The organism is Brevundimonas sp. (assembly GCF_035999125.1).
GTDB lineage: Bacteria > Pseudomonadota > Alphaproteobacteria > Caulobacterales > Caulobacteraceae > Brevundimonas.
Map to the genome: position 1 here is coordinate 56,729 of NZ_DASYGX010000004.1, position 22,816 is coordinate 79,544.

Annotated in this window: 19 protein-coding genes and 1 pseudogene; 7 read left to right on the forward strand and 13 right to left on the reverse strand. The window is 68.5% G+C overall.

Going from position 1 to position 22,816, the window contains the following annotated elements:
• Nucleotides 1-124: 124 nt before the first annotated feature.
• Together VGN45_RS02015 and VGN45_RS02020 are read right to left on the reverse strand one after the other, a co-directional pair.
• Entirely contained in the window at nucleotides 125-1,639 is a 1,515-nt protein-coding gene (locus tag VGN45_RS02015) for a carotenoid oxygenase family protein (protein WP_327458760.1), read from the reverse strand.
• Nucleotides 1,636-2,112: a DUF2141 domain-containing protein gene (locus VGN45_RS02020; protein WP_327458762.1), complete on the reverse strand. Its 477-nt coding sequence runs from the start codon at nucleotides 2,110-2,112 to the stop codon at nucleotides 1,636-1,638. The genes VGN45_RS02015 and VGN45_RS02020 overlap by 4 nt, the downstream gene beginning before the upstream one ends.
• 246 nt (nucleotides 2,113-2,358) lie before the next feature.
• On the opposite strand from VGN45_RS02020, the gene VGN45_RS02025 reads away from it, so the two are divergent.
• The gene (locus VGN45_RS02025) at nucleotides 2,359-3,132 is read left to right on the forward strand and encodes a LytTR family DNA-binding domain-containing protein (protein ID WP_327458764.1); all 774 of its coding nucleotides are present in this window, start codon (nucleotides 2,359-2,361) and stop codon (nucleotides 3,130-3,132) included.
• 89 nt (nucleotides 3,133-3,221) lie between these two features.
• Here VGN45_RS02025 and VGN45_RS02030 read toward each other — a convergent pair whose 3' ends face one another.
• The gene (locus tag VGN45_RS02030; RefSeq protein WP_327458766.1) at nucleotides 3,222-4,109 is read right to left on the reverse strand and encodes a LysR family transcriptional regulator; all 888 of its coding nucleotides are present in this window, start codon (nucleotides 4,107-4,109) and stop codon (nucleotides 3,222-3,224) included.
• 288 nt (nucleotides 4,110-4,397) lie between these two features.
• Between VGN45_RS02030 and VGN45_RS02035 the strand changes: the two genes are divergently transcribed.
• Entirely contained in the window at nucleotides 4,398-5,246 is an 849-nt protein-coding gene (locus VGN45_RS02035) for a glucose 1-dehydrogenase (protein ID WP_327458768.1), read from the forward strand.
• Nucleotides 5,247-5,273: 27 nt separating this feature from the next.
• On the opposite strand, the pseudogene VGN45_RS02040 reads toward VGN45_RS02035, so the two are convergent.
• The 9 genes and pseudogenes from VGN45_RS02040 to VGN45_RS02075 all read right to left on the reverse strand — a co-directional run bounded on the left by VGN45_RS02040 (nucleotide 5,274) and on the right by VGN45_RS02075 (nucleotide 16,373).
• Nucleotides 5,274-5,947: pseudogene (locus VGN45_RS02040) on the reverse strand (IS6 family transposase).
• Between the two features lie 121 nt (nucleotides 5,948-6,068).
• Nucleotides 6,069-6,758, reverse strand: a complete 690-nt coding sequence (locus VGN45_RS02045) for a response regulator (RefSeq protein WP_327458770.1) — start codon at nucleotides 6,756-6,758, stop codon at nucleotides 6,069-6,071.
• Nucleotides 6,759-6,767: 9 nt separating this feature from the next.
• Nucleotides 6,768-9,452, reverse strand: coding sequence for a DUF4118 domain-containing protein (locus VGN45_RS02050; RefSeq protein ID WP_414643377.1), 2,685 nt, complete (start codon nucleotides 9,450-9,452; stop codon nucleotides 6,768-6,770).
• On the reverse strand, nucleotides 9,449-10,033 hold the full coding sequence (gene kdpC / locus VGN45_RS02055; RefSeq protein WP_327458772.1) for a K(+)-transporting ATPase subunit C: 585 nt from the start codon (nucleotides 10,031-10,033) through the stop codon (nucleotides 9,449-9,451). The genes VGN45_RS02050 and kdpC overlap by 4 nt, the downstream gene beginning before the upstream one ends.
• Nucleotides 10,033-10,764, reverse strand: a complete 732-nt coding sequence (locus VGN45_RS02060) for a TorF family putative porin (protein ID WP_327458774.1) — start codon at nucleotides 10,762-10,764, stop codon at nucleotides 10,033-10,035. Before VGN45_RS02060 ends, kdpC begins: the two co-directional genes overlap by 1 nt.
• Nucleotides 10,765-10,795: 31 nt before the next feature.
• Nucleotides 10,796-12,850, reverse strand: coding sequence for a potassium-transporting ATPase subunit KdpB (gene kdpB / locus VGN45_RS02065; protein WP_327458776.1), 2,055 nt, complete (start codon nucleotides 12,848-12,850; stop codon nucleotides 10,796-10,798).
• A 19-nt stretch (nucleotides 12,851-12,869) separates the two neighbouring features.
• Nucleotides 12,870-14,579 carry a potassium-transporting ATPase subunit KdpA gene (kdpA, locus tag VGN45_RS02070; protein ID WP_327458779.1) on the reverse strand — a complete coding sequence of 570 codons (1,710 nt, stop codon included), beginning with the start codon at nucleotides 14,577-14,579 and terminating at the stop codon, nucleotides 12,870-12,872.
• Between the two features lie 12 nt (nucleotides 14,580-14,591).
• Nucleotides 14,592-14,678, reverse strand: a complete 87-nt coding sequence (locus tag VGN45_RS14640) for a potassium-transporting ATPase subunit F (protein WP_414643383.1) — start codon at nucleotides 14,676-14,678, stop codon at nucleotides 14,592-14,594.
• A gap of 309 nt (nucleotides 14,679-14,987) precedes the next feature.
• Nucleotides 14,988-16,373 (reverse strand): pectate lyase, encoded by a 1,386-nt coding sequence (locus tag VGN45_RS02075; protein ID WP_327458781.1) that lies wholly within the window; start codon nucleotides 16,371-16,373, stop codon nucleotides 14,988-14,990.
• A 109-nt stretch (nucleotides 16,374-16,482) separates the two neighbouring features.
• Between VGN45_RS02075 and VGN45_RS02080 the strand changes: the two genes are divergently transcribed.
• The 5 genes from VGN45_RS02080 to VGN45_RS02100 are packed head-to-tail and all read left to right on the forward strand — an operon-like array spanning nucleotide 16,483 to nucleotide 21,185.
• A complete protein-coding gene (locus VGN45_RS02080; RefSeq protein ID WP_327458783.1) occupies nucleotides 16,483-17,286 on the forward strand; it encodes a 2-keto-4-pentenoate hydratase in 804 nt (267 codons plus the stop codon).
• On the forward strand, nucleotides 17,283-18,284 hold the full coding sequence (locus tag VGN45_RS02085; RefSeq protein WP_327458786.1) for a TRAP transporter substrate-binding protein: 1,002 nt from the start codon (nucleotides 17,283-17,285) through the stop codon (nucleotides 18,282-18,284). Before VGN45_RS02080 ends, VGN45_RS02085 begins: the two co-directional genes overlap by 4 nt.
• A 37-nt stretch (nucleotides 18,285-18,321) precedes the next feature.
• Nucleotides 18,322-18,822, forward strand: coding sequence for a TRAP transporter small permease (locus tag VGN45_RS02090; protein ID WP_327458788.1), 501 nt, complete (start codon nucleotides 18,322-18,324; stop codon nucleotides 18,820-18,822).
• Nucleotides 18,823-18,825: 3 nt separating this feature from the next.
• Nucleotides 18,826-20,106: a TRAP transporter large permease gene (locus VGN45_RS02095; protein WP_327458791.1), complete on the forward strand. Its 1,281-nt coding sequence runs from the start codon at nucleotides 18,826-18,828 to the stop codon at nucleotides 20,104-20,106.
• The gene (locus VGN45_RS02100) at nucleotides 20,103-21,185 is read left to right on the forward strand and encodes a sugar kinase (RefSeq protein WP_327459259.1); all 1,083 of its coding nucleotides are present in this window, start codon (nucleotides 20,103-20,105) and stop codon (nucleotides 21,183-21,185) included. The genes VGN45_RS02095 and VGN45_RS02100 overlap by 4 nt, the downstream gene beginning before the upstream one ends.
• A gap of 6 nt (nucleotides 21,186-21,191) precedes the next feature.
• Here the strand turns inward: VGN45_RS02100 and VGN45_RS02105 are convergent, their stop codons facing one another.
• Nucleotides 21,192-22,739 carry a carboxylesterase/lipase family protein gene (locus VGN45_RS02105; protein ID WP_327458793.1) on the reverse strand — a complete coding sequence of 516 codons (1,548 nt, stop codon included), beginning with the start codon at nucleotides 22,737-22,739 and terminating at the stop codon, nucleotides 21,192-21,194.
• Nucleotides 22,740-22,816 lie beyond the last annotated feature (77 nt).

Here is a 22,816-nt window from a genome sequence, read left to right on the forward strand (position 1 = left end):
GACTTTCCCGAAACACAAGCCGCCTTGGCCTTCGCGCGTTCGACGCCGTGATGCAGGCTTTCGTTCACAGAACCTCCTGACCAGGAGACGCTCGGCAGCCCCGGCCCGCCGAGCGTCCCTGCGGTCACGAGCTGCGGAAGTCTCCATGAAGCCCGAGCGGCATGGCCTGATCCAGCCACGCCCTGGCCAGGGGGCCGACGTCGGGCCGTGCGGCGTCGAACACGGTCAGGGCCGTCTGGCCTCTCGCCCAGTTCAGCGCCGTGCCGACGACCCAGCCGTCGTCTTCGCGAATCCCACCAGGCCGCGGAACGAAGACGTGTTCCTCGACCATCCAGTCGGGGCCGTAGGAGAAGACGCCGTTCCGCCCTTCGTCGAGATCGATCTTGATGACCGCGTCGAACCAGTCCTCACGATCGCGCTCCTCGAACCCCGTGGCGTAGACATAGCGGTGGCGACGGGCGTCGAAGCGAGGATTGATCTTGGGGAACTCCGCCCGCGCGTGCATGCGCTCGAACCGCGGGGCGCCGGCCGGCGGCAAGGTCACGCGATGCGACACGCCCTGCCAGGTCGGAAACTGCCCGCTCAGGGGCTTGAAGAACTCCAGCATCTGATCTCCGTCCACGTAGTGGACGACGTCGAAGTGGATGGTGCCGTTCCCCTCCTCCCAGGCATTGCCGAAATGGAAGGCGAAGCCGCTCGGGAGCTCGGCCTGACGGACGAGATCGAAGGTTTCACGATCGAAAACGTGAACCCTCATCGGTTTGTCCGGCACACCACGGATGGTGCCGAACGTTCCGCTCTCCAGCGACCGCGGCCCCCGCGTCTCGGTGGAGCATTGCACCACGACCAGCGACCGCGCGGTCAGCAGAAAGTCGTGGACGTATCCCTCTTGCCCCAAAGGCTGGACCTTGAAGCTTTCGAGCGCGCCCGCCGCATCCAGCCGGTACAGCAGAACCCGCTGGCCGAGCGAGCCGATGTTCCACATCCGCCCGTCCTCGCCGCGACGCGGATGGGCCGAGAACGGCGCCCCGTCGATCTCGCCGCCCAGTCGGACCAGACCAAGCGTGTCGAGGCTCTCGGGATCGATCCGCATGGCGCTGCCGCCTTCCCAGAGAGCCCAGCTCTCGGCGCCCACGGCGACGATGCTGGTGTTCGAGGGGTTTGCGCTGTCCGCGCCGCTGAAGGCGGCCGAGGGCGATGCGGCGACGCCGCCTCCGCTGACGGGGAACAGAAACGCTCCTGCGGCGGCTTCAGTCCGGAACTTGGACGTCTGGATGAAGCGGCTCCGATAGCGGACGCCGCCGTTCTCGATGCGCCACCGCTGAACGAAACCGTCGCCGTCGAACCAGTGGCGATAGCGAACGTCGCCGCGCTCGAACATCGCAGGACCGTTGCGATGGAACACGCCCTTCAGATCGGCCGGGAACGCGCCCTCGACCTCAAGTCGCGCGGCATCGAGTTCACGCCCGTTCTCGAACGCCGCGACCCTGGAACCGGGAAGAAGGGCCCGCGCCCGCGGGGCGATCGCACCTCCGGGCGACGGCGCGGCCATTGCCGGCCACGCGCTCGCGACGACGCCAGCCCCTGCGGCGCCGCCCAGAAACGATCGACGGCTGGTCGGTGTCATGGGCGGGCTCATGGCTGATAGATCAGGACTGCGGTGGCCGACGCGTCGGCGTTGACGGCCACCTTCATGCGGTCGAACGGGGGAATGCCTCCCTGGACGACGGGCACGTTGGAGAAGCCGTATCCCTCCCGCGGAATGCCCACGACGTTCATGTCGACTTTGCCGTTGCCGTTCTCGTCGTGGTAAAGCTGAACCGCGTATTCTCCGGCGGGCAGCCCCGGGAAGCGGATCTCGTTCGTTCCCTGGACGGCGTCCTGAGCCGCGAAGGTCACGCGCTTCGCCTCGGCCTCACCCGGGAGACGACCCAACAATTCAGCCCGCAACTGCCCGTCGGCGGATCTGACGCCTTCGACGCGCAAGGTGAGGACATGCCCGGCCGCCGCCGGCTCGGACGGCGCCGGTGCGTGACCGCAGCCCGCCAGTGCGGCGAGCAGGGGCACGAGCGCGAGGCTGTGCGAAAGTGCGGGGGTGTTGAAACGTGTCACGGTGACCTGGCTCCTAGATTGCGGGGCCCGAAGCCCCCTTGCGCTTCCTCGATGACGGCCTGATCGATCCTCACCAACGCGGATTTCGCGGTCGGTCGTTCGCGCTTCGCGAGCTGCGCCAGCGTCTTCGCGAACGGCCGGCAGGGTGCGCCGGCGTCCATGTTTGGCCTCTCCGCGCCGATGCGATATGAGGCGCGTGGGGGATCCGACTTGCAGCAGGACGCAACTGCCCGTTCGAGCCGAGGAATGCTCGGCGAGCTTGTGAGACCGGTGGCCACCGGCGTCGTTTCGGGCGTGATCCTCGCACTTCTTGCGCCCTATCAGACCGGGGCGATCTTCGACGCCGCCGAACGCTACATCTTCTGGATCTGGTGCAGCGTCGCGGGAGCGCTGCTGCTGACCGCGTTCGACCGCGTGGCGACGACGCTGGGTCGCGAGCACGGCGTCTCGCGACCGCTGTCGGCCTCACTGGGCGTCCTCGCCGCGGCCGTGCCGATCACCCTGATCGTCCATGCGACGGCGCCCGCCATCGACGACGGGACCAGGCTCCTTCCGTTCTGGTCCTTGTTCCCCTCGGTTCTCATCATCTGCATCCCCTTGCAGATCGTCATGCTTCTTCTGGCGCGGACCGCGCCGCGCCAGTCGCCGGCGCCGGCGCCGGATCCTCACGCCGTCACAGCTCCTCGCTCTCCCTTGTTCGACAAGGTTCCCGCGCGACTGGGCCGCGACTTGCTCTGTCTCAAGACGGAGGATCACTATCTGCGGGTCTACACGACGGCCGGCGACGCGCTGATCCTGATGAGCATGAGCGACGCCGAGGCGTCCCTGGGGCGGGCCGCCGGTCAACGGGTGCACCGAAGCTGGTGGGTAGCCCGCGCCGCCGTGAAATCGGCGACGACGACGCCCGATGCCGTACGGCTGAACCTGACCAACGGTCTGGAGGTGCCGGTCTCGAGGTCGCGCCGCCAGTCGCTGCGTGACCAAGGATGGTTCCAGACTGACGACGAGGACGAAGGCTGACGGGCTCGCCATCGGTCCAGCGCGCCGTGTCCACCGGATGGCACGGCGAGACGCCCGATCCGCCGCGTATCGACCGGCCTTGCAGGCTGTCAGGGAGCCAGCTCGGCGACCAGGAAATCGAACACTGTCCGGACGCGTGCGCTGGTGTTCAACTCGCGATGGGCGGCCAGCCACATCGGCACCATGACGGGACCGACGTCCGGCATCGCGCGGCGCACCAGCGGCTCCGCATCGCCCACCTCCGCCAGCATGAAGCCGATTCCCAGGCCGCGCTTCACGAGCTCCCACTGCACCAGCTGGTTGTCGCAAACGATGGGGAACTGGCTTTCCGCAGCCTGCACGCCGACGCTCTGCATCACCTGCAGCATCGGGCGATTGTCCGAATAGCCGAGGAACTCGGCAGAGGCGAGGCCGGCCGGACTCCGGAGATCTCCGACCGACCTGAGATAGGTTTCGGTCGCGTACAAGTGAGCAGGGTCGTCCCGGATCTTCTTCACGATGATGTCGGGGTGGGTCGAGGCGACGTTGCGGACGGCGATGTCCGCTTCTCTGCGGCGCAGGTCCGCAGAGGCGTTCGAGGCGACCAACTCCACCTCAATTCCAGGATGCGTGCGGCGCAGTCGCTTGATGATTGGAGGCAGGACGAAGGCGGAAGCGACGTCGGTGGCTGTGATGCGCACCAGACCGTCGATCGATTGTGACTGACCCGAGGCAGATAGGGAAAACCGCGTCGCCGCCTCCCCCATTCCGCGCACATGTTCCAGCAGTTCTCGGCCAGCCGGCGTGAGGACGAAGCCCCGGCCCACCCGTTCGAACAGGACTACCCGCAACTCGGTTTCCAACGCGTCGATCTGTCGGCTCAGCGTCGGTTGCGACAACCCGAGCGCCCGAGCGGCCGCAGACAGCGTCCCCTCTTCGGCCGCGACCAGAAACGATCTTGCCTTGTTCCAATCGAAATTGACCGAGCGCCAGTCCATGCCAGTCTCCAAATTCCCATCGTCGTGGCGACAAGCGCGTAAGGCTGTTCTTGTCCAAGGCCGATCGATTGACTGAAAACGACTCCGGCCTCTGAGTCTCGGCTGTGGGACGAGGCTTCGCAAGGCGCTTCGCCAACGACCGCCTTATCGCGACGTCGCCGTACGCGAGCGAGTTCAGGTCCGCGCATTAGCACGGTCCAGCCTATTGACTGGCTCTTGACCGGCTGAAACCAAGCTGAGGCGAGAGACGACGGTCTCGACCTTCCTGGCAATCGAGGACCGCCTTCCATGCGCCTGAAAGACAAAGTCGCCCACATCACCGGGGCCGCCCGCGGCATCGGCGCAGCGATCGCCGAGGCGTTTGAAAGAGAGGGAGCTTGGGTCGTACTCAGCGACCTGCGCATCGACGAGGTCGAGGCGAGCGCCCGACGGATCGGTTCGCGCGCCTGGGAACTTGGGCTCGACGTGCGCGATGAGGAACAGTGGCAGACGGCGCACGAGACCATCCTCGAGCGGTTTGGCCGACTGGACGTGCTGGTCAACAACGCCGGGATCACCGGGTTCGAGTCCGGTTTGGTGGCGCACGATCCCGAAAACGCGAGCCTTAAGGACTGGCACGCGGTGCACGCGACCAACCTCGATGGGGTGTTTTTGGGCTGCAAACACGCGATCAGAGCGATGCGGCAGACGGGCGTCGGGTCGATCGTCAACGTCTCTTCTCGGTCTGGGATCGTCGGTATTTCCGCGGCGGCCGCCTACGCCTCTTCGAAGGCGGCGGTTAGGAATCACACCAAGACCGTCGCTCTCTACTGCGCAGAGCAAGGCCTGAAGGTGAGGTGCAACTCTTTGCATCCGGCAGCCATCCTGACCCCGATGTGGGAACCGATGCTCGGAACCGGCCCGCAGAGAGAGGCCAACATGGCAGCCTTCGTCTCGGATACGCCTCTGCGGCGCTTCGGCACGCCTGAGGAAGTGGCGGCCCTCGCCGTGCTTCTCGCGAGCGACGAGGCGACCTATATTACGGGGGCGGAGTTTCATATCGACGGCGGCATCCTTGCAGGCGCGGCGGCGAGCCCGCGCCCAGTCACGGCCGTCAGTGCTGTCAACTTAACTTCCGCGCATCGCCAAGGTGAATGACTTCCGTCACGACGCCACAGCCGCCTTCTAGGCCGCGTGCGCCTGCGCCCGAAAGGTCCGCAATGTGCTCCGGCTGACGAGATGCCGCTGGGTGTAGAAGGTGTTGTGGACGGCGGCGTGGACCGTCAGGAACCGCTGGGCTGAGGCGGCGGACTTGAAGCCGATCATCTGCCGCTCGCGCCTTCGGATCGGCAGATGCGAGGCCTCCGCGCGATTGTTCTCGCGGAGGCGACCCGGTCGATGGCGGTCGCTCAGGCCCGGCCGATCCAGCGCGGTCTTGTAGGAGCCGAGGCCGTCGGTGACGATAGCTTCCGGCACAACCGTCTGATCCCGCAGCAGCTTTCTCAGGAAGTTCTCTGCAGTGGCGGCATCCCGCCGTCTCTCGACGGCGGAGCCGAGCACCTCCCTTCGTCGTCGACCGCCCGCCACACGTATATGTGCCGGCCGCCGATCGAGCTCACCATCTCGTCAAGATGCCGCCGCGGCGAAGGCGCCGGGCGGCGTCGCCGAAGGTTCCTCGCGATCTGCAGTCCGAACTTCCGGCACCAGTCGCGGATGGCCTCGTAGGACACGTCGATGCCACGTTCGGCGAGGATCTCCTCGACGTCCCGAAGGCTCAGATTGAAGCGGTAGTAAAGCCAGACCGCACGCTTGATGACGTCGCTCTCGAACCGGTGCCGCTTGAAGCTGAGTTTCGCCATAAGTCCCTGCCCTGCATGGACTTCTCATCATATCAGTAGAGACCGGTTAGGGTTAGACTGACAGCACCGCCACCGCCACCGCCACCGCCACCGCCCCCATACGCCTAGACCTTCAGGCCGCCTAGACCTTCAGGCGATAGCCGACGCCGGGCTCGGTTTCGATGAGCGCGGGGCGAGCGGGATCGGTTTCGAGCTTCTGGCGCAGTTGGCCGATGACCACGCGCAGGTATTGGCTGTCGGTCGCATGGGCGGCGCCCCAGACTGAGGTCAAGAGGTCTCGATGTCCGATCACCTTGCCGGCGCTGCGCACGAGGACGGCGAGAACCTCGAACTCCTTGGGCGTCAATCGTACGGCGCCGCCCCCGCGCGAGACCAGGCGGCGCTCCAGATCGACGACGACGTCGCCCGCCTGCACTGGGCCGGAAGGCGTATCCTGCGCTGAGATCTGGCGAAGCCCCGCCCGGATGCGGGCCAGCAGCTCGCCCACGCCGAACGGCTTCTCGACATAGTCGTTGGCCCCGAGATCGAGCGCGGCGATCTTCTCAGCCTCGCGGTCGCGCGCGGACAGAACGATGATTGGACCCTTGTAGAATTCCCGCGCGCGCGCGAGCACGTCTTTGCCGTCCATGTCGGGCAGGCCCAGGTCGAGGACGACGGCGTCGGGGTTCCAGAGCGCGATGCCGCGCAGGCCCTCCTGCCCGCCGTCGGCGCGTTTGGGCTCATAGCCGGCGGCGTCCAGTGCAGGCGAGAGGAAGCGGTGAATCTGCGGCTCGTCGTCGATGACGAGCACCTGGGGGCGGAGCGCGGACATGAGGGCACGCTAAAGCAGGTCGGGGTGGGTGGCGACGGCCTTGGGCAGGCTGATCAGGATGCGGGTGCCCTTGCTGTCATGGATCGGGCTGGCGGCGGCGATCCGGCCGCTCATCGCCTCGACGAAACCTTTGGAAATGGCCAGACCCAAGCCGGCCCCCTTGGAGCGGTCCGAGGGTTCCTCCATGCGGCGGAACTTGTCGAAGACGCGCTCCAGTTCCGCGGTCGGGATGCCCTGGCCGTCGTCCTCGACGGAAATGACCACAGAGCCGCGATCCTCATAGGCGGCCAGTTCTATGATCGTGCCGTCGGCGCTGTACGCGATGGCGTTCTCCAGGATGTTGACCAGGGCCTGCTCCAGCAAAGCCTGATCGGCGGGGACGGCCGTGAGCCGGTCGGGGAAGTCGCGCGTCATGCGCCGGGCGCCAAGCCGACGCGACACGCGGTCGGCGGCGGCGTTCAGCACGTCACGGACGTCTGTCCAGTCCGAGCGCACGTTGAGCGCCCCGCCCTCCAGTCGAGTCATGTCCAGCAAGTCGCCGACGTAGCGGCTCAACCGCTCAGCCTCCTCACGGATGCTGAGCAGCAGATCTTTTCGGACGGCGGGCTTCAGATCGTCGCCGTAGTCGATCAGGGTGGTGGCCGATCCCAGCACCGTGGACAGCGGCGTCCTTAGATCGTGGCTGACGGAGTTCATCAGGGCGCCCCGGAAGCGGTCGGTGCGCTTCAGCGTCTCGGTCTCGACGGCGTCGCCGGCCAGCTGTGCCCGCTCGATGGCGACGGCGCCCTGCTCGATCATGGCCAGGACCAGGCGCTCTTCGTCAGATCCGGGCTTCTGCGCTCCGGCCTCGATGCCCACCACGCCAGCACGCGACCTGAGGCCGTCCAGGGGACGGAATGTCCACGCCGCTTGGGGCAAGGTCCCCGTGCCGTGGCCAGCTGCCTCGCCCCTCTCCCACGCCCAGCGCGCGGCAGCCATGGCGGACGAATCCAACGACTCGACCCTGGGCGCCGAGGCGGCCACCGTGACGTCGCCGCCGTCGGGCAGCAGGACCACGGCCTTGCCCCCCACCGCCGCGGCAGTCTGTTCGGCCAGCACCCTGGCCGTCTCGGGCCGGTCGTCGGCGGCCGCGAGACTCTGGCTGGCGGCCAGCAGGGCGGACACGGCCGAGGCACGCCTCTCCGCATTGCGCGCCTGATCTCGGACCCGTCCCGCCAGTCCGCCTGTCGCCAGAGCCACCGCCCAGAAGACGAGCAGGGTCAGAATGTCGGTCGGTGAGCCGATCAGGAAGGTGTAGCGCGGTTCCAGGAACAGGAAGTTGTAGGTCAGGAAGGCGACCGTCGCGGCGGCGAGCGCCGGTCTGAGGCCGTGCAGCACGCCTGCGGCCAGAACGGCCGAAAGATAGACCACCCCGAGGTCCACGCGGGCGAAGGTGCGGTCCAGCAGAGTCGCCAGTCCGGTCGCCGCGACGATGAAGCCCGCGCCGATGGCATACCCCTGCCAGTCGTGCCGCATGGGCTTGAGACGCATGGCCTTCGCGGGTTGATCGTCGTCGTGCGGCGCGTCCGTCACGACATGGATGGCGACGCCCCGGGCGGCTCGCAGCAGCTCGGCGGCCAGCGACTGGCCCAGCCATTCGCTGATCCGGCTGTCGACGCCCTTGCCGATGACGATCTGAGTGACGTTGGCGCGTCGGGCGTAGTCCATCACGGCGGCGACCACGTCGTCGCCTGTCAGCAGAACCGTGCGCCCGCCGAGCTGCTCCGCCAGGACGAAGGCCTCGCCCAGTTTGGCCGCCGCCTGTGGCCCCGACGGCGCGCGGTTCGGCCGTTCGACGTGCGCCACCGTCCACGGCGCGTCCATCATCATGTCGGACAGTCTTCGCCCGGTGCGGACCAGGGACGCGGCCATGGGGTCGCCGCCGACCAGAACCAGGATGCGTTCGCCCGCCGCCCAGGGGCCCTCCATGCCGCGATCCCGCAGGGTGGCGACCAGCTGATCGTCCACGGTCTGGGCCGCGCGGCGCAGAGCCAGTTCTCTGAGCGCGATCAGGTTCTCGACCTTGAAGAAGCGGTCGGCGGCCAGGCGCGCGGTCTCAGGCACATAGACCTTGCCTTCTGCGAGGCGCTTCCTCAGCTCCTCGGGCGTGACGTCGACGACCTCGATCTCGTCGGCCCGCGACAGGGCGCCGTCCGGCACCGCCTCACGCTGGCGCACGCCGGTGATGCGCAGGATCACGTCGGACAGACTTTCCAGGTGCTGCACGTTCAGCGTGGTCCAGACGTCGATGCCCGCGTCCAGCAGCTCCTCCACGTCCTGCCAGCGCTTGGGATGGCGCGAACCGGGCACGTTGGAATGGGCGTACTCGTCGACCAGCAACAGTTCCGGCCGCCGCGCCAGAGCGCCGTCGAGGTCGAATTCCAAAAGTGTGCGGTCGCGGTACTCAATGGGCGCGCGGGCCATGACGTCCATGCCGCGCAGCAGGCTCTCGGTCTCGCGCCGGCCATGGGTTTCGACCACCCCCACGACGACGTCGCCGCCCTCGGCCTTTCGGCGACGGGCGGCGCGCAGCATCTCATAGGTTTTGCCGACCCCCGGCGACATGCCGAGGAACACCTTCAGCCGCCCGCGCCTGGGGCGTTTGGACCCGACCTTGGCCGGATCGGGCGGCGAAGGCGGCGGCTCGATCGTCACCCGGCGGCGGCCGCCGGGAAGCGGTTATCCAGAGCGCGGTTGGTCATCAGGACATTGACGCGCGGCTGGCCGATGAAGCCCAGCAGCGGCTGTTCGGTCTGTGCGTCGATCACCTGCTGGACCTGGTCCACGCTCACGCCTCGCGCCTGGGCGACCCGCGCCGCCTGAAGCCGAGCGTAGGCGGGCGAGATGTGCGGGTCGAGCCCCGAAGCCGAGGTGGTGACGGCGTCGGCGGGGATCGTCGTCGCGCCCGTTTCGGCCCGGATGGCCTCGGCATCGGTCCTGACGCGCTCAGCCAGATCAGGATTCAGCGGGCCGAGGTTCGAGCCCGACGAGGCGGAGGCGTCGTAGCCGTCCCCAGCCGCCGAAGGCCGGCTGTGCAGATAGCGGGCCTCGGCGAAGGTCTGGCCGATCAGGGCCGAGCCGCGTACCGTCCCATCGGCGTCGCGGACTAGGCTGCCGTTGGCCTGATTCGGGAAGGCCACCTGGGCGAAACCCGTCACCGCCAGCGGATAGGCCAGCCCCAATAGCAGGGTGAACAGGGCGATCATCACGACCGCCGCACGAAGCTGATTGAGCATCAGAACACCGCCTTCAGCGTGGCCACGCCGCGGCTGCCGTAGATTTCGCCGAAGTCGTGCTCATCGGTGTCGTGATAGCGGACGTCCACGGTGAGGTTATCGGTCAGCTGATAGGCCGCGCCCAGGTTCCAGGTCGTGTAGTCGAAGTCGGAAGACACGAACTGGCGGCCCAGGGTGCCCGACACGGTCCAGCGGTCGGCCGGGGTGAAGGCGGCGTTGGCCTCGACGTAGGTGGCCTCGTCCTCGGCGGCTCCGAAGAAGTCGGGCGACCAGAAGACGGCGGCGCCGATCGTGGCCGGGCCGATGGCGCGTGACGCCGCGACCTTGGCCTCGACGTAGTCGTAGTCCGCGCCGCCCGGCTGGTTCGTGTAGAGATAGGCGACGCCGCCCACGTCCAGCGCCCAGCCCGCGACCTCTCCGCGCCAGCCGCCATACAGGTCGACCTCGGCGTTGGTGTCGTCGTCGCCGGGGAAAGACACGTTTGACGCCCAGGCGCCGGCGTAGAAGGCGCCCGAGGTCAGGTCGATACCGGCCGAGATCGCCGGGTCCTCCTCGGTCTGGCTGACGCCCCGGAAGACATAGTCTGTGGAGGCCGCGACATTGAAGGCCGTGTCGGTTTCCTGGGCCTTGGCGTGGGACGCCAGGCCCCAGACGATCAGGCCGACCAGGCAGGCGCCGGCGAACCAGGCGTCGTTTGAGCCGGAGGCCTTGAAGCGGGATTTGCGGGTCATGGAATGAGCTTTCACTTGGGTAGGAGGGGGCTCAGGCGAGGCCGAGCCCGGAGACGACCAGGTCGATCAGCTTGATGCCGACGAAGGGCGCGATCAGACCGCCCAGGCCGTAGATCAGGAGGTTGCGGCCGAGCAGGGCGCCCGCGCCGATGGCGCGGTATTTCACGCCGCCCAGGGCCAGCGGGATCAGCGCCACGATCACCAGGGCGTTGAAGATCACCGCCGACAGGATGGCGCTTTCGGGACTGTGCAGGCCCATGACGTTCAGCGCGCCGAGCGACGGCAGGGCGACCACGAACATGGCCGGGATGATGGCGAAATACTTGGCCACGTCGTTGGCGATGGAGAAGGTGGTGAGCGCCCCGCGCGTGATCAGCAGCTGCTTTCCGACCTCGACGATCTCGATGACCTTGGTGGGGTCCGAGTCCAGATCGACCATGTTGCCGGCCTCGCGGGCGGCCTGGGCGCCGGTCTGCATGGCCACGCCGACGTCGGCCTGGGCCAGGGCGGGCGCGTCGTTCGCTCCGTCGCCGCACATGGCGACCAGACGGCCCTTGGCCTGCTCGGCCTTGATGAGGCGCATCTTGTCCTCGGGCGTGGCCTCGGCGAGGTAGTCGTCCACGCCCGCCTCGCTGGCGATGGCGGCGGCCGTGACCGGGTTGTCGCCGGTGATCATGACGGTGCGCAGGCCCATTCGACGCAGGTCGGCGAACCGCTCCTTCACGCCCGGCTTGACCACGTCCTTCAGGTGGATGACCCCGATCAGGGCGCCGTTGTGGGTGACGGCGAGAGGCGTGCCGCCGGAGCGGGCGATGCGGTCCACGGCCTGACGGAACTCGGCCGGAGCCTGCGCTTCGGTCAGGTCCAGCGACTTCAGCACCGCGTCGACCGCGCCCTTCCTCCAGCTGTCCTTGCCCGCGTCCACGCCGGACTGGCGGGTGACGGCGGTGAAGGGGATGGCGGTCGCGCCTTCCGGCAGTTCGGCCGTCAGACCGGCGTTCCTGCCCAGTTCGATGATGGAGCGACCTTCCGGCGTCTCATCGGCCAGGGACGCCATGACGGCGGCCTTCAAAGCGGCTTCGGGCCGGACGCCAGGGATTGGGAGGACCTCGGTCGCCATGCGGTTGCCGAAGGTGATGGTGCCTGTCTTGTCGAGCAGCAGGGTGTCGACGTCGCCCGCCGCCTCGACCGCCCGGCCGGAGGTCGCCAGCACATTGACCTTCAACAGGCGGTCCATCCCGGCGATGCCGACGGCTGACAAAAGCCCACCAATGGTCGTGGGGATCAGGGTGATGAACAAGGCGCCCAGGACGATCGGGTCCAGGTCCACGCCGGAATAGGCGCCAAGCCCCACCAGCGTCACGACCGCGATCAGGAACACCAGCGTCAGACCGGCCAGAAGGACGGCCAGAGCCAGCTCGTTCGGGGTCTTTCGCCGATTCGCGCCCTCGACCATCGCGATCATGCGGTCGAGGAAGGTCGAGCCGGGCTTGGCGGTGATGCGCACCTTGATCCAGTCCGACACCACGGTGGTGCCGCCGGTCACGGCCGAGCGGTCGCCGCCGCTCTCACGGATCACCGGCGCGCTCTCGCCGGTGATGGCGGCCTCGTTCACCGAGGCGACGCCCTCGATGATCTCGCCGTCCGAGGCGATGACGTCCCCGGCCTCGACCAGGATGATGGAGCCGATCGCCAGTTCGTGCGCCGGGGTCGGGACCACCGTACCGGTCTTGGGGTCGACGATCAGCTTGGCCTTGGTCGTGACGCGGGTGGCGCGAAGGCTGTCGGCCGCCGCCTTGCCCCGCCCCTCGGCGACGCTTTCGGCGACGTTGGCGAACAGCACCGTGGCCCAGAGCCAGAGCGCGATCTGAAGCGCGAAGCCGAACGGCTGGCCCGAAGCGATCTCCGCCGCCGCCGAGACGTTGGCCAGAAGCGCCACGATCCAGGTGGTGAAGATCACCGGGTTCTTCAGCAGCTTGACCGGGTTCAGCTTGATGAAGGCGTCGCCGAGCGCGCGGCCCAGCATGGCGCCCGACAGGCCGCCCGCGATGGGCGAGCGCGCCGGATTGATGGACATGTCCGTCATGTCGTGAAGTCCGTTCGGATCAGAAGCGGGCCACGACCTGGAGCATGTCGAAATGCTCTACGATCGGGCCCAGCGCGAGGGCGGGGAAGAACTGAAGCCCCCCCAGGATGAGGATCACGCCGATCAGGAGGCCGATGAACAGCGGCCCGTGGGTCGGAAGCGTCCCTGCGGACGGCGCCAGCTTGGGCTTGGCCACCAGGCTGCCCGCGACGGCCAGCACGGCGATGGCCGGGACGAAGCGGCCCGCCAGCATGGCGATCCCCAGCGTCGTGTTCCACCACGGCGCGTTGGCGGTCAGACCCGCGAAGGCCGAGCCATTGTTCGCCGCCGCCGAGGTGTAGGCGTAGAGGATCTCCGACAGCCCATGCGGACCGTCGTTGAGCAGGCCCTCCAGCGCGGTGGGCAGGACGGCGGCGGTAGCGGCGAAGCCCAGGACGGCGAGCGGCAGGATCAGCACGGCGATCATGGCGTACTGGATCTCGCGCGCCTCGATCTTCTTGCCGAGATACTCCGGCGTGCGCCCGACCATCAGGCCGGCGACGAAGACGGCCAGCACGGCCATCAGGACCATGACGGCGATGCCTGAGCCGATGCCGCCCGGCAGGATCTCGCCCAGCTGCATCAGGAACATCTGCACCGCCCCGCCCAGCGGCATGTAGCTGGCGTGCATCGAGTTCACCGAGCCGTTGGATGCGCCGGTGGTCATGGCGGCCCAGGCTACGGACGAGGGGACGCCGAAGCGGACTTCCTTGCCCTCCAGATTCTGGGTCGCCTCGACGCCCGCGGCCGCCAGGGACGGCACGGTCTGGGTCTCGACGGCGTAGAGGGCCGCGGCCGAGGCGCCGAGCAGGATCAGGGCCGCGATGGCGAGCGCCCGCACGTCCTTCCTGGCCAGGACGCTGCGGCCGAAGGCGAAGAAGGCGGCCCAGCCCAGCACATTGATCGAGACGGCGGTGATGAAGTTCGTCAGCGGCGAGGGGTTTTCCAGCGGGTGCGCCGAGTTGACGTTGAAGACGCCGCCGCCGTTGATGCCCAGCTGCTTGATGGCGAGCTGGCTGGCGGTCGGGAACAGGCTGATGGTCTGCGATCCGCCCTCCATCGTCGTCGCCGTGGCCGAGGCCGACAGCGACTGGACGACGCCGAGCCCGGCCAGAACCACGGCCAGGCCGATCGACAGGGGCAGGAGGACATAGAGCGTCGTGCGCGTCAGATCGGACCAGAAGTTGCCGACGCCCTGGCCCCGATCGGCCACGAAGGCACGGGCAAGCGCCGCCGCGATGGCGGCGCCTGTGGCGGCCGACAGGAAGTTCTGGGTGGTCAGGCCCAGCATCTGGCTGAGCGTCGACATCGTCGTCTCGCCGCCATAGCTCTGCCAGTTCGTATTGGTGACGAAGCTGACCGCGGTGTTGAAGGCCAGATGCGGCGACAGGCCGTCGAACCCCTGCGGGTTCATCGGCAAGAGGCCCTGCAGCCGCAGGATCGCGTAGAGCAGGACGAAGCCCGCCGCGTTGAAGGCCAGAAGCGCGCCCGCATAGCCCAGCCAGCCCTGGCTACGGCTCGAGTCGACCCCGGCGGCGCGATAGAAGACGCCCTCGACCGGCTTCAGCACCGGATCGAGCCAGGTCCGCTCGCCGTTCCAGACGCGCGACATGTAGACCCCGATCGGCCAACCGAGCAGGCAGGCCAGACCGAGCGTCAGGGCGATCTCCGCCCATCCCTGAATGTTCACGACGCGGCTCTCCTAGAACCGCTCGGGCCGCAACAGGGCCGCGACCATATAGACGGCGACGACGAGCGCGCCCAAAGCCCAGAGCAGACCGATCGCCATCGTCAGATCCGCTTCAGTCCAGCGGCGAGGGCGGCGAAGAGCACGAACGCCCCGCCGCCGATCGCCAGATAGATCACGTCGGCCATGCCGCGCTCCCCTGTGTTCGACAGGGAGAGATCAGACGCCGTCGCCGCGTAAGGGAGCCATTCGGAGTTACGGCCTGGCGCGTAAGCTGCGCGTAAAGACCAGGGCTCTCAGCCGATGCGCGCCGATCGAAACACGGACCTTTCGCCCGTCAACCGAAGATCCGACGCCCAGCAGCCGGATTGGCACAAAGACTGCGCCCATCCAGGTACGGGACGACCCAGCTCACGTGCCTCTCCTGACCGAGGGCCGATCCAGGACGTCGTCGCGCAGAGGCGTCATCGTGGACAGATCCCAGTCGGCCTCGACGAAGGGCTTGCGCGTGGGCTCGGTCACGGCGGGATACCCCCCGACCTCCCGCTCATGGTCGATGATCTCGCCGCGCCCCTCGGCCACCTCGGCGATCAGCAGGACGTCGCGCTGGTCGCGGTCCCACGGGCGGGCGCCCACGTTGCGCAGCACCGAGACCTGCACGTCCACGGCCGGGATCGGCTGCAGGCCTTCCCACCACACCGGCGGGCGACGCACCTCGATGATGCGGGCATTGGTCGTCGTGTAGCGGCCGAACATGCGCAACGGCTCGCCCACCTGGTCCACGGCGATGTTGTCGCGGCCGTAGTATTCCACGTCGCCGGCGCCGCCGATCATCATGAAGGCCAGATGCTCGGTCGGCGTCGAAGGTCCGGCGCGCAGGACGTTGCCGACGACGGTCATCTTGCCGACCTCGAACGGCACGTCGCCCCACTCCTCAGGGGCCAGGTTGTAGTGAATGGCGCGCGGGCCGGGGTTGTAGATCAGGTTGTTGGCGATGATGCCGTGCACCCCGCCCTTGAACAGGGGGCTGCGCTCATAGTTGTGAGCATACAGGTTGCCGACGATCAGCAGGCCGGTGACGTTGTCGTGAATCAGCGAGCCCTTGGAGTGCTCGCCCTTGGAATGGGTCGAATAGGCGAGGCTCTCGCCCGAGATGTTGTTCGAGAAGGTGATGTTGTGGCTGGTGCCCGCGCGCCATTCCTCGGGCGTCGAGCCGGTGAACCGCGGGCCCGAGGCCGACAGGTTCTCGTCGGTGGCCCAGGTCAGGCTGTTGTGGTCGATGATGACGTTCCAGGCGCCGACGGTGGCGATGCCGTCCTCGTCCCAGCCGCTCATCCATTCGCCGCCGGCCGAGCCGGGCCGGATGCGCAGATGCTGCACGATCACGTCGTGGCCGCGGATGTCCATGCCGCCGCGGATCAGGGTGATGCCCGGCGACGGCGCGGTCTGGCCCGCGATGGTGACGAAGGGGTTGCGCAGGACCAGCGTCTTCTTCTGCAGGTCGATGACGCCGCCGACCTCGAAGACGATGATGCGGGGTCCCTCCGCCTCGATGGCTTCGCGCAGTGAGCCCGGACCTTCGGACGCCAGGGTGGTCACACGGATGATGCGCCCCCCGCGTCCGCCCGGAGTGGCGGCCGCCCAGCCCAGCGCGCCGGGGAAGGCTATCGGCGTAGCCGCTTGAGGCGCCGGCTCGGCGCGACGGCCGATTCCGAACAGCTGGGCCGAGGCCAGCGAGGGCGCGGTCAGCAGGGCCGCGAAAGCGAGCAAGCCGGCGAGCGAGCGGGTCAGGCGCATGATTTCCATCCCTGTGAGCGGGCCGCCTCACTGTGCGCCCGTCTGTTCCGGATTCAAATTGACACCGGTTTCCTTCCTGCGCAATGTCCGCCTCAACCGGGGAGGATGCGTGGCCCACGCGCACGACAGTTCAAGCGTTTCGCCGATCGCCCGCGCCTTCGTGGAGGCCCGCAAGCGCGGGCGCGCCCTGCCCGACTATCCGGGGAATGAACCCACCAGCCTTGCCGCCGCCTATGCGATCCAGGACGACGCCGTCGCGCTGTGGCCGGACCTGATCGCGGGCTGGAAGCTGGGCCGCGTGCCCCCGCCCTGGGACGTCCGCTTCGGCGCGGGGCGGCTGGCCGGACCGATCTTCGAACATCAGGTGCAAACGACGACCGAGGCCGTCTTTCCGGTCATCGACGGCGGCTTCGCGGCGGTCGAGGCGGAGTATGTGCTGGTGCTGGGCGAGGACGCGCCCAACCGGGCGGGATGGACCTCGGCCACGGTCGCCGACCTGGTCTCCGACGTGCGGATCGGCATGGAGATCGCGGGCAGCCCGTTTCCCGGGATCAACGACCATGGCCCGGCCGTCACGGCGTCGGACTTCGGCAACAATCAGGGTCTGATCCTGGGTCCGTCCGTGCCGGACTGGCGCGGGCGGCTGGAGCGGCTGACCTGCCGCATGGAGATCGACGGGGCCGAGGCGGGGCGCGGGGGCGCCATGAGCGTGCCGGGCGGGCCGCTGGACTCGCTGGCCTTCCTGCTGAACCTTCTGCACGCGCGGGGGCGCGTTCTGGAGGCCGGACAGCTGATCTCCACCGGGGCGGCGACCGGGGTGCACCGCATCTTCGCCGGTCAGGACTGCCGTGCCGACTTCGGCCCGGACGGGAGCCTGTCGGCGCGGGCGGTGGCGTGGGGGGCGGACGGATGACGGCGACGCGACGCGGACTGGCGCTGGGCGCGCTGGGCTTGAGCGGACTGGCGGCTTCGGGCTGCGCCCCGACGGCCCGCGCCGGCGCCGCCACCGAGTTCAAATGCGTGGACGTGCACCCCGCGGACTATCCCACCGTCGAGGCGGTCAAATGGATGGGCGACGAGCTGTCTCGTCTGACCGACGGCCGCCTGGGCGTGCGCCAGTTCCCGGCGGGCCAGCTGGGCACCGAGGACGATTCCATCGGCCTGACGCGGTTTCAGGCGGTCGACGTGTGCCGGGTGGCGGTGGCGGCGCTGAACAACGCCTTTCCCGAGACGCGCATCCTGGCCCTGCCCTACGTCTTCCGCTCGGTCGCCCATGTGCGCGCCGTCGTGGACGGGCCGATAGGGACCGACCTGCTGAACGTGTTCGAGGAGCGGGGTCTGGTGGGGCTGGCCTATTACGACGCGGCGCCGCGCAGCTTCTACAACGTGCGGCGGCCGGTGGCGGAGCCGGGGCAGCTGAGAGGGCTGAAGATCCGGGCTCCGCAGTCCGACATCTTCCTGGAATCGATCCGCGCCATGGGCGCGAACCCGACGCCGCTGACGTTCGGGGCGGTGTTCTCGTCGTTGCAGACCCACCTGATCGACGGTGCCGAGAACAACTGGCCCAGCTATCAGTCCAGTCGGCAGTTCGAGGTGGCCCGCCACTGGAGCGACACCCAGCATTCGTTTTCGCCGGACGCCCTGTTGATGTCGAAGGCCAGTCTGGAGCGACTGAGCGCAGCTGACCGCGACCTGGTGCGAGACGTGGCGCGGCGCTCGGTGCGGGTGATGCGGCCGCTTTGGGACGCGCGCGAGACGGAAGCACGGGCGAAGGTCGTGGAGGCGGGCACGGTGGTGACGCAGGTCGATCGGGACGCGTTCGTCGCCTCGGTGAAGCCCGTGCTGGACCGCCATCTGGCCGATCCCGTGCTGGCCCGGCTGCACGACCGCGTGACGACGACGGCCGGATAAGGCCGCGAACAGAAACGGCTTCGAGAGGGAGGAGCCCATGAGCGACCCATCGCCCGCGCCCCGGCGCGCGCTGGACGGATTGGCGGCCCTGGCCCTGGGCGCGGCGGGCGCGTGCTTGGTCGGCATGGCGCTGGTGCAGGCGTGGCAGGTGTTCGCCCGCTATGTGCTGAACGACAGCCCGGGCTGGACCGAGCCGGTCGCCCTGCTGCTGATGGCGCTGGCCGTCATGTTGGGCGCGGCGGTGGCCGTGCGGCGCGAGAGCCATTTCGCCTTTCAGGGATTTCGCGACGCCCTGCCCGCGCCGTTGCAGGCGGCGGCCAAGGCCCTGTCGCGCCTGATCACGCTCGCCGCCGGTCTGGGCCTGCTGGGCTACGGCGCCCTCCTCATGATCGACGACTGGGACGTGGCCATGGCGGGGGCGCCGCTGCCGTCCGGGTTGAAGTTCGCTGGGCTGGCCGTCGGTGGCGCGCTGATCGCCCTGTTCGCGATCGAGCGGCTGATGACCGGCGACTTCGTCGACGCGCGGACGGAGGACTGAGCCGTGGAATATCTGATCCTGTTCGGCGTCCTGTTCGGCCTGCTGGCCATCGGCGTGCCCGTGGCGTTCTGCCTGCTGGCCTCGACGCTGGCGACGGTGCTTTACCTGCTGCTGCCGCCGGTGGTGGTGTTCCAGCAGATGGGGTCCGACATGGGGTCCATCGCCTTGCTGGCCATTCCCCTGTTCATCTTCACCGGGGAACTGATGATGAAGGGCGGTCTGGCGGACCGGATGATCGCGCTGGCGTCGTCCATGGTCGGACATGTGCGCGGGGGGCTGGGTCAGGTGACGGTGGTCGGATCGACCCTGTTCGGCGGCGTCTCGGGCAGCGCCATCGCCGACGTCTCGGCCATCGGCGGCACCATGATCCCGCAGATGCAGAAGCGGGGGTATCAGTCCGACTACGCGGTCAACGTGACCATCTCGGCGGCACTGGTGGCCCTGCTGGTGCCGCCGTCGCACAACATGATCCTGTATTCGGCGGCGGCCGGGGGCGGTGTCTCGATCTCCGACCTGTTCGCGGCGGGCATCATTCCGGCACTGCTGCTGGCGGGGGCGCTGATGGTCACGGCCTACGTCATCGCCCGGCGCAGGGGATATGCCGCCGAGGCCTTCCCGGGCTTCGGGGTCGTGGCGACGCGGTTCGTGGCGGCGATCCCTGGGCTGATGCTGGTGCTGATCATATTCGGCGGCATCCGGGCCGGCGTCTTCACGGCGGTGGAAAGCGCCTCGATCGCGGCGGTCTATGCCGCGGTGATCACCGGCGTGGTCTATCGCCACCTGTCTTGGGACGGGTTCAAGGCGGCCTGCACCGGCGCGGCGCGGACGGCCGGGGCGGTGCTGTTCATCATCGGCACGGCCGGCGCCTTCGGCTGGCTGATGGCCTATCTGCAGATCCCGGCCCAGATGGTCGAACTGCTGCAGGTTTTGACCGACAACCCGATCCTGATCCTGCTGCTGATCAACGTGATCCTGTTGATCCTCGGCACCTTCATGGACATGGCGCCGCTGATCATCATCTGCACGCCTATCTTCCTGCCGGTAGCCAAGGCGTTCGGCGTGGACCCGGTGCAGTTCGGGGTGATCCTGCTGCTGAACTGCGGCATCGGCCTGATCACGCCGCCGGTGGGGTCGGTGCTGTTCGTGGGTTCTGCGATCGCGCGCGTGCCGATGACGGCGGCGCTTAAGACGATCTGGCCCTTCTGGCTGGCTTGCGCCGGCGTGCTGATGCTGGTCACATTCGTGCCGGCGCTTTCTCTGTGGCTGCCCTCGCTGATGAAATGAACTCATCTCTCAAGCTCCCGGCCGTTCGTCGGTGGGACTGCGTCGCCCTCGGCGAGGTCATGCTCCGGTTCGATCCCGGAGAGAGCCGGATCCGTTCGGCACGCAGCTTTCAGGTGTGGGAGGGCGGCGGAGAGTACAATGTTGCGCGTGGCCTCGCGGCCACCTTCGGGCGCCGCACCGCGGTGCTCACCGCGCTGCCCGCCAACGACTTGGGCCTGCTCTGCCGTGACCTGATCAGGATGGGCGGCGTAGACGACTCCGAAATCCTGATGCGGCCCGCCGACCCGATCGGGCGCGACATGCGCATGGGCCTTAACTTCACAGAGCGGGGCTTTGGACCCAGGGCCGCCCTGGGTCTGTCCGACCGCGCCCGCTCGGCCGCGGCCGGGATCGGACCGGAAGACTTCGACTGGTCGACGCTGCTCGGCGAGACTCGGTGGCTGCACACCGGTGGCATCTTCGCGGCGCTCTCGGAGTCGACGGCCCGCGCCGCGGTCGCGGCCGTGCGCGCAGCCCGCGACGCTGGGGCCGTCGTCAGTCACGACCTCAACCACCGTGCCAGCCTCTGGACCGCCCACGCCGACCCGGACGCCGCGCGACGCGTCAATCGCGAGATCGCGGAGTTGGCCGACGTGCTGCTGGGCGACGAATATGCCTATCGGGACTGCATGGGCCTCGATGGTGGTCAGGACAGAATCCATCCTCTGGATTCCGGCCCATTCGATCATCTCATGCCCCGCCTGCGAGAGGCATTCCCGCACGCCTCAACGTTCGCGGCGACGCTGCGCGATCCACGCTCGGCCAGCCTGAATGCCTGGGGCGCCGTTCTGTGGCTTGACGGCGTTCGATATGAGGTTCCAGCGCGCGACGTCGAGGTTCTGGACCGTGTCGGCGGCGGCGACGCCTTCGCCGCCGGGATCATCCACGCTCTTCTCGACGGCCGGGGCGGCGATGAAGCCGTTCGACTGGGATGGGCTCATGGCGCGCTCGCCATGACGACGCCGGGAGACAACGCCGTATGCACGGCGCATGAGGTCGAACACTTTGCGGCTGGAGGATCCGCACGCGTGGTTCGCTGACGCCGTTCAGGTACCGGGCTGGACGTAGGGGTACCGGTTGAAGAAGTCCCGTTCCGAACCGCGCGGATCCTGCTCGATCCGTGCATCGACGTCGAGGATCAGGGTCTCGCGCTCCGGCGGTCGCCATTGGGGCCAATGGGGAAGGCCCGAATGGGCCGGGGTTCCGCTGCGCGCCAACGTCGCGAAGGCGGTGGACAGCTGGCCGGCCACCCTGTGCGCGTCCGGGCCTGTGAAGGGCGAGCCGGGCCGGTCGACGTTGTCGAACGCCAGAGCGATGTCCGCCCCGTGAAACGCGCCGCGCCTGCCGTTCGGCAGGGCGCCGGCGAGGTCCAGCCGATAGGCCCAGGCCGGCGCGCCCTGGGCTGCACGCGCCTCGAGCTCGATCAGGGCCGCCCGCCAAGACCGTCCGGCCGTCGTGGCGGCGATAAGCAGTTCGTCCGGCGTCATCGTCGGATGCAGCGCGCGATGAAAGGCGATCACAGTCTCCGCCTCGACGTCGAGGCGCAACTGGTCCGGAGTCAGACGCCCGGGCAACGAGTCCCAGGTCAGGCCGGCGTTGGCGGGGTCGGCGCCGAGGAAAGCGAGGGTCTCGTCTCGGGTCTGGCCGATGATCATCGGCGTCCCTGACGACTGCGGGGGCGCGTCGGGATGGAAGGGATGCCGCGGCAGGCTGACTCCGTCGAGCACGGGGCCGAAGTGCAGCGAGCCGTATCCGAGAATCGGATCCACGATCCGCGACGCCTCCACGAGGCGTCGCCAAGGCATCCGCCGCACGGCGTCGATCCCGTCCGGCGCCACCCCCAGTTCGGTCAGCCAGGCCCGCGCCCGCCGCTCCGCATTGAGCGGGCCCGAAGCGGTGACCTGTTGCCCGCTCATGGTGGCGACCGCATGGAACAGGCCTGCGGCGGCGGGCATGGCCATGAGGGTCGCGATCTTGGCTCCCCCGCCGGACTGCCCGAACAGCATGACTCTTGACGGATCCCCGCCGAGGGCGACGGCGTGATCGCGCACCCACTCGAGCGCAAGGATCAGGTCCAGCTGACCGGCGTTGCCCGAGACGTCGAAGCCCGTCGCGATCCGCCTGAGCGAGGCATAGCCTAGGGGGCCGAGGCGATGGTTAAGCGTGACCACCACGACGTCTCGACGGCGCGCCAGCCGGGCGCCGTCATACAATGGATCGGACCCAGACCCCGTCGCATAGCCGCCGCCATGAACATAGACCATGATCGGACGCCGGGCCCGGTCCAGGGCAGGCGTCCAGACGTTCAGGAACAGGCAGTCCTCCGACATGGGAGCGGCCTCACCGTGCTGCGGAGCCGAGGCGCCGTAGGCGTCCGCAGGCGACGGCTTCGACCAGTGCGAGGGCCTTCGCGGGGGTCCGAAGCGATCCAGACCGGTGTCGGCGCCGTAGCGGACGCCGAGGAAGACGGCGATCCCCTCGTTCCAGCCGCCCACCACGGGACCATGCGCGGTGGTGAGCACCGGCGACGCACGCAGGGGGCGCGCCAAGATGGGAATTGCGGGAGCTGCGGCGAGGAAGTGACGCCTGAGCATCGTCTCGTCTCCGACAAAAAGGGCCGGCTCGCCTTGGGGTGGCGAACCGGCCCAGTTGGCTCCTCAGGAGAGGATGA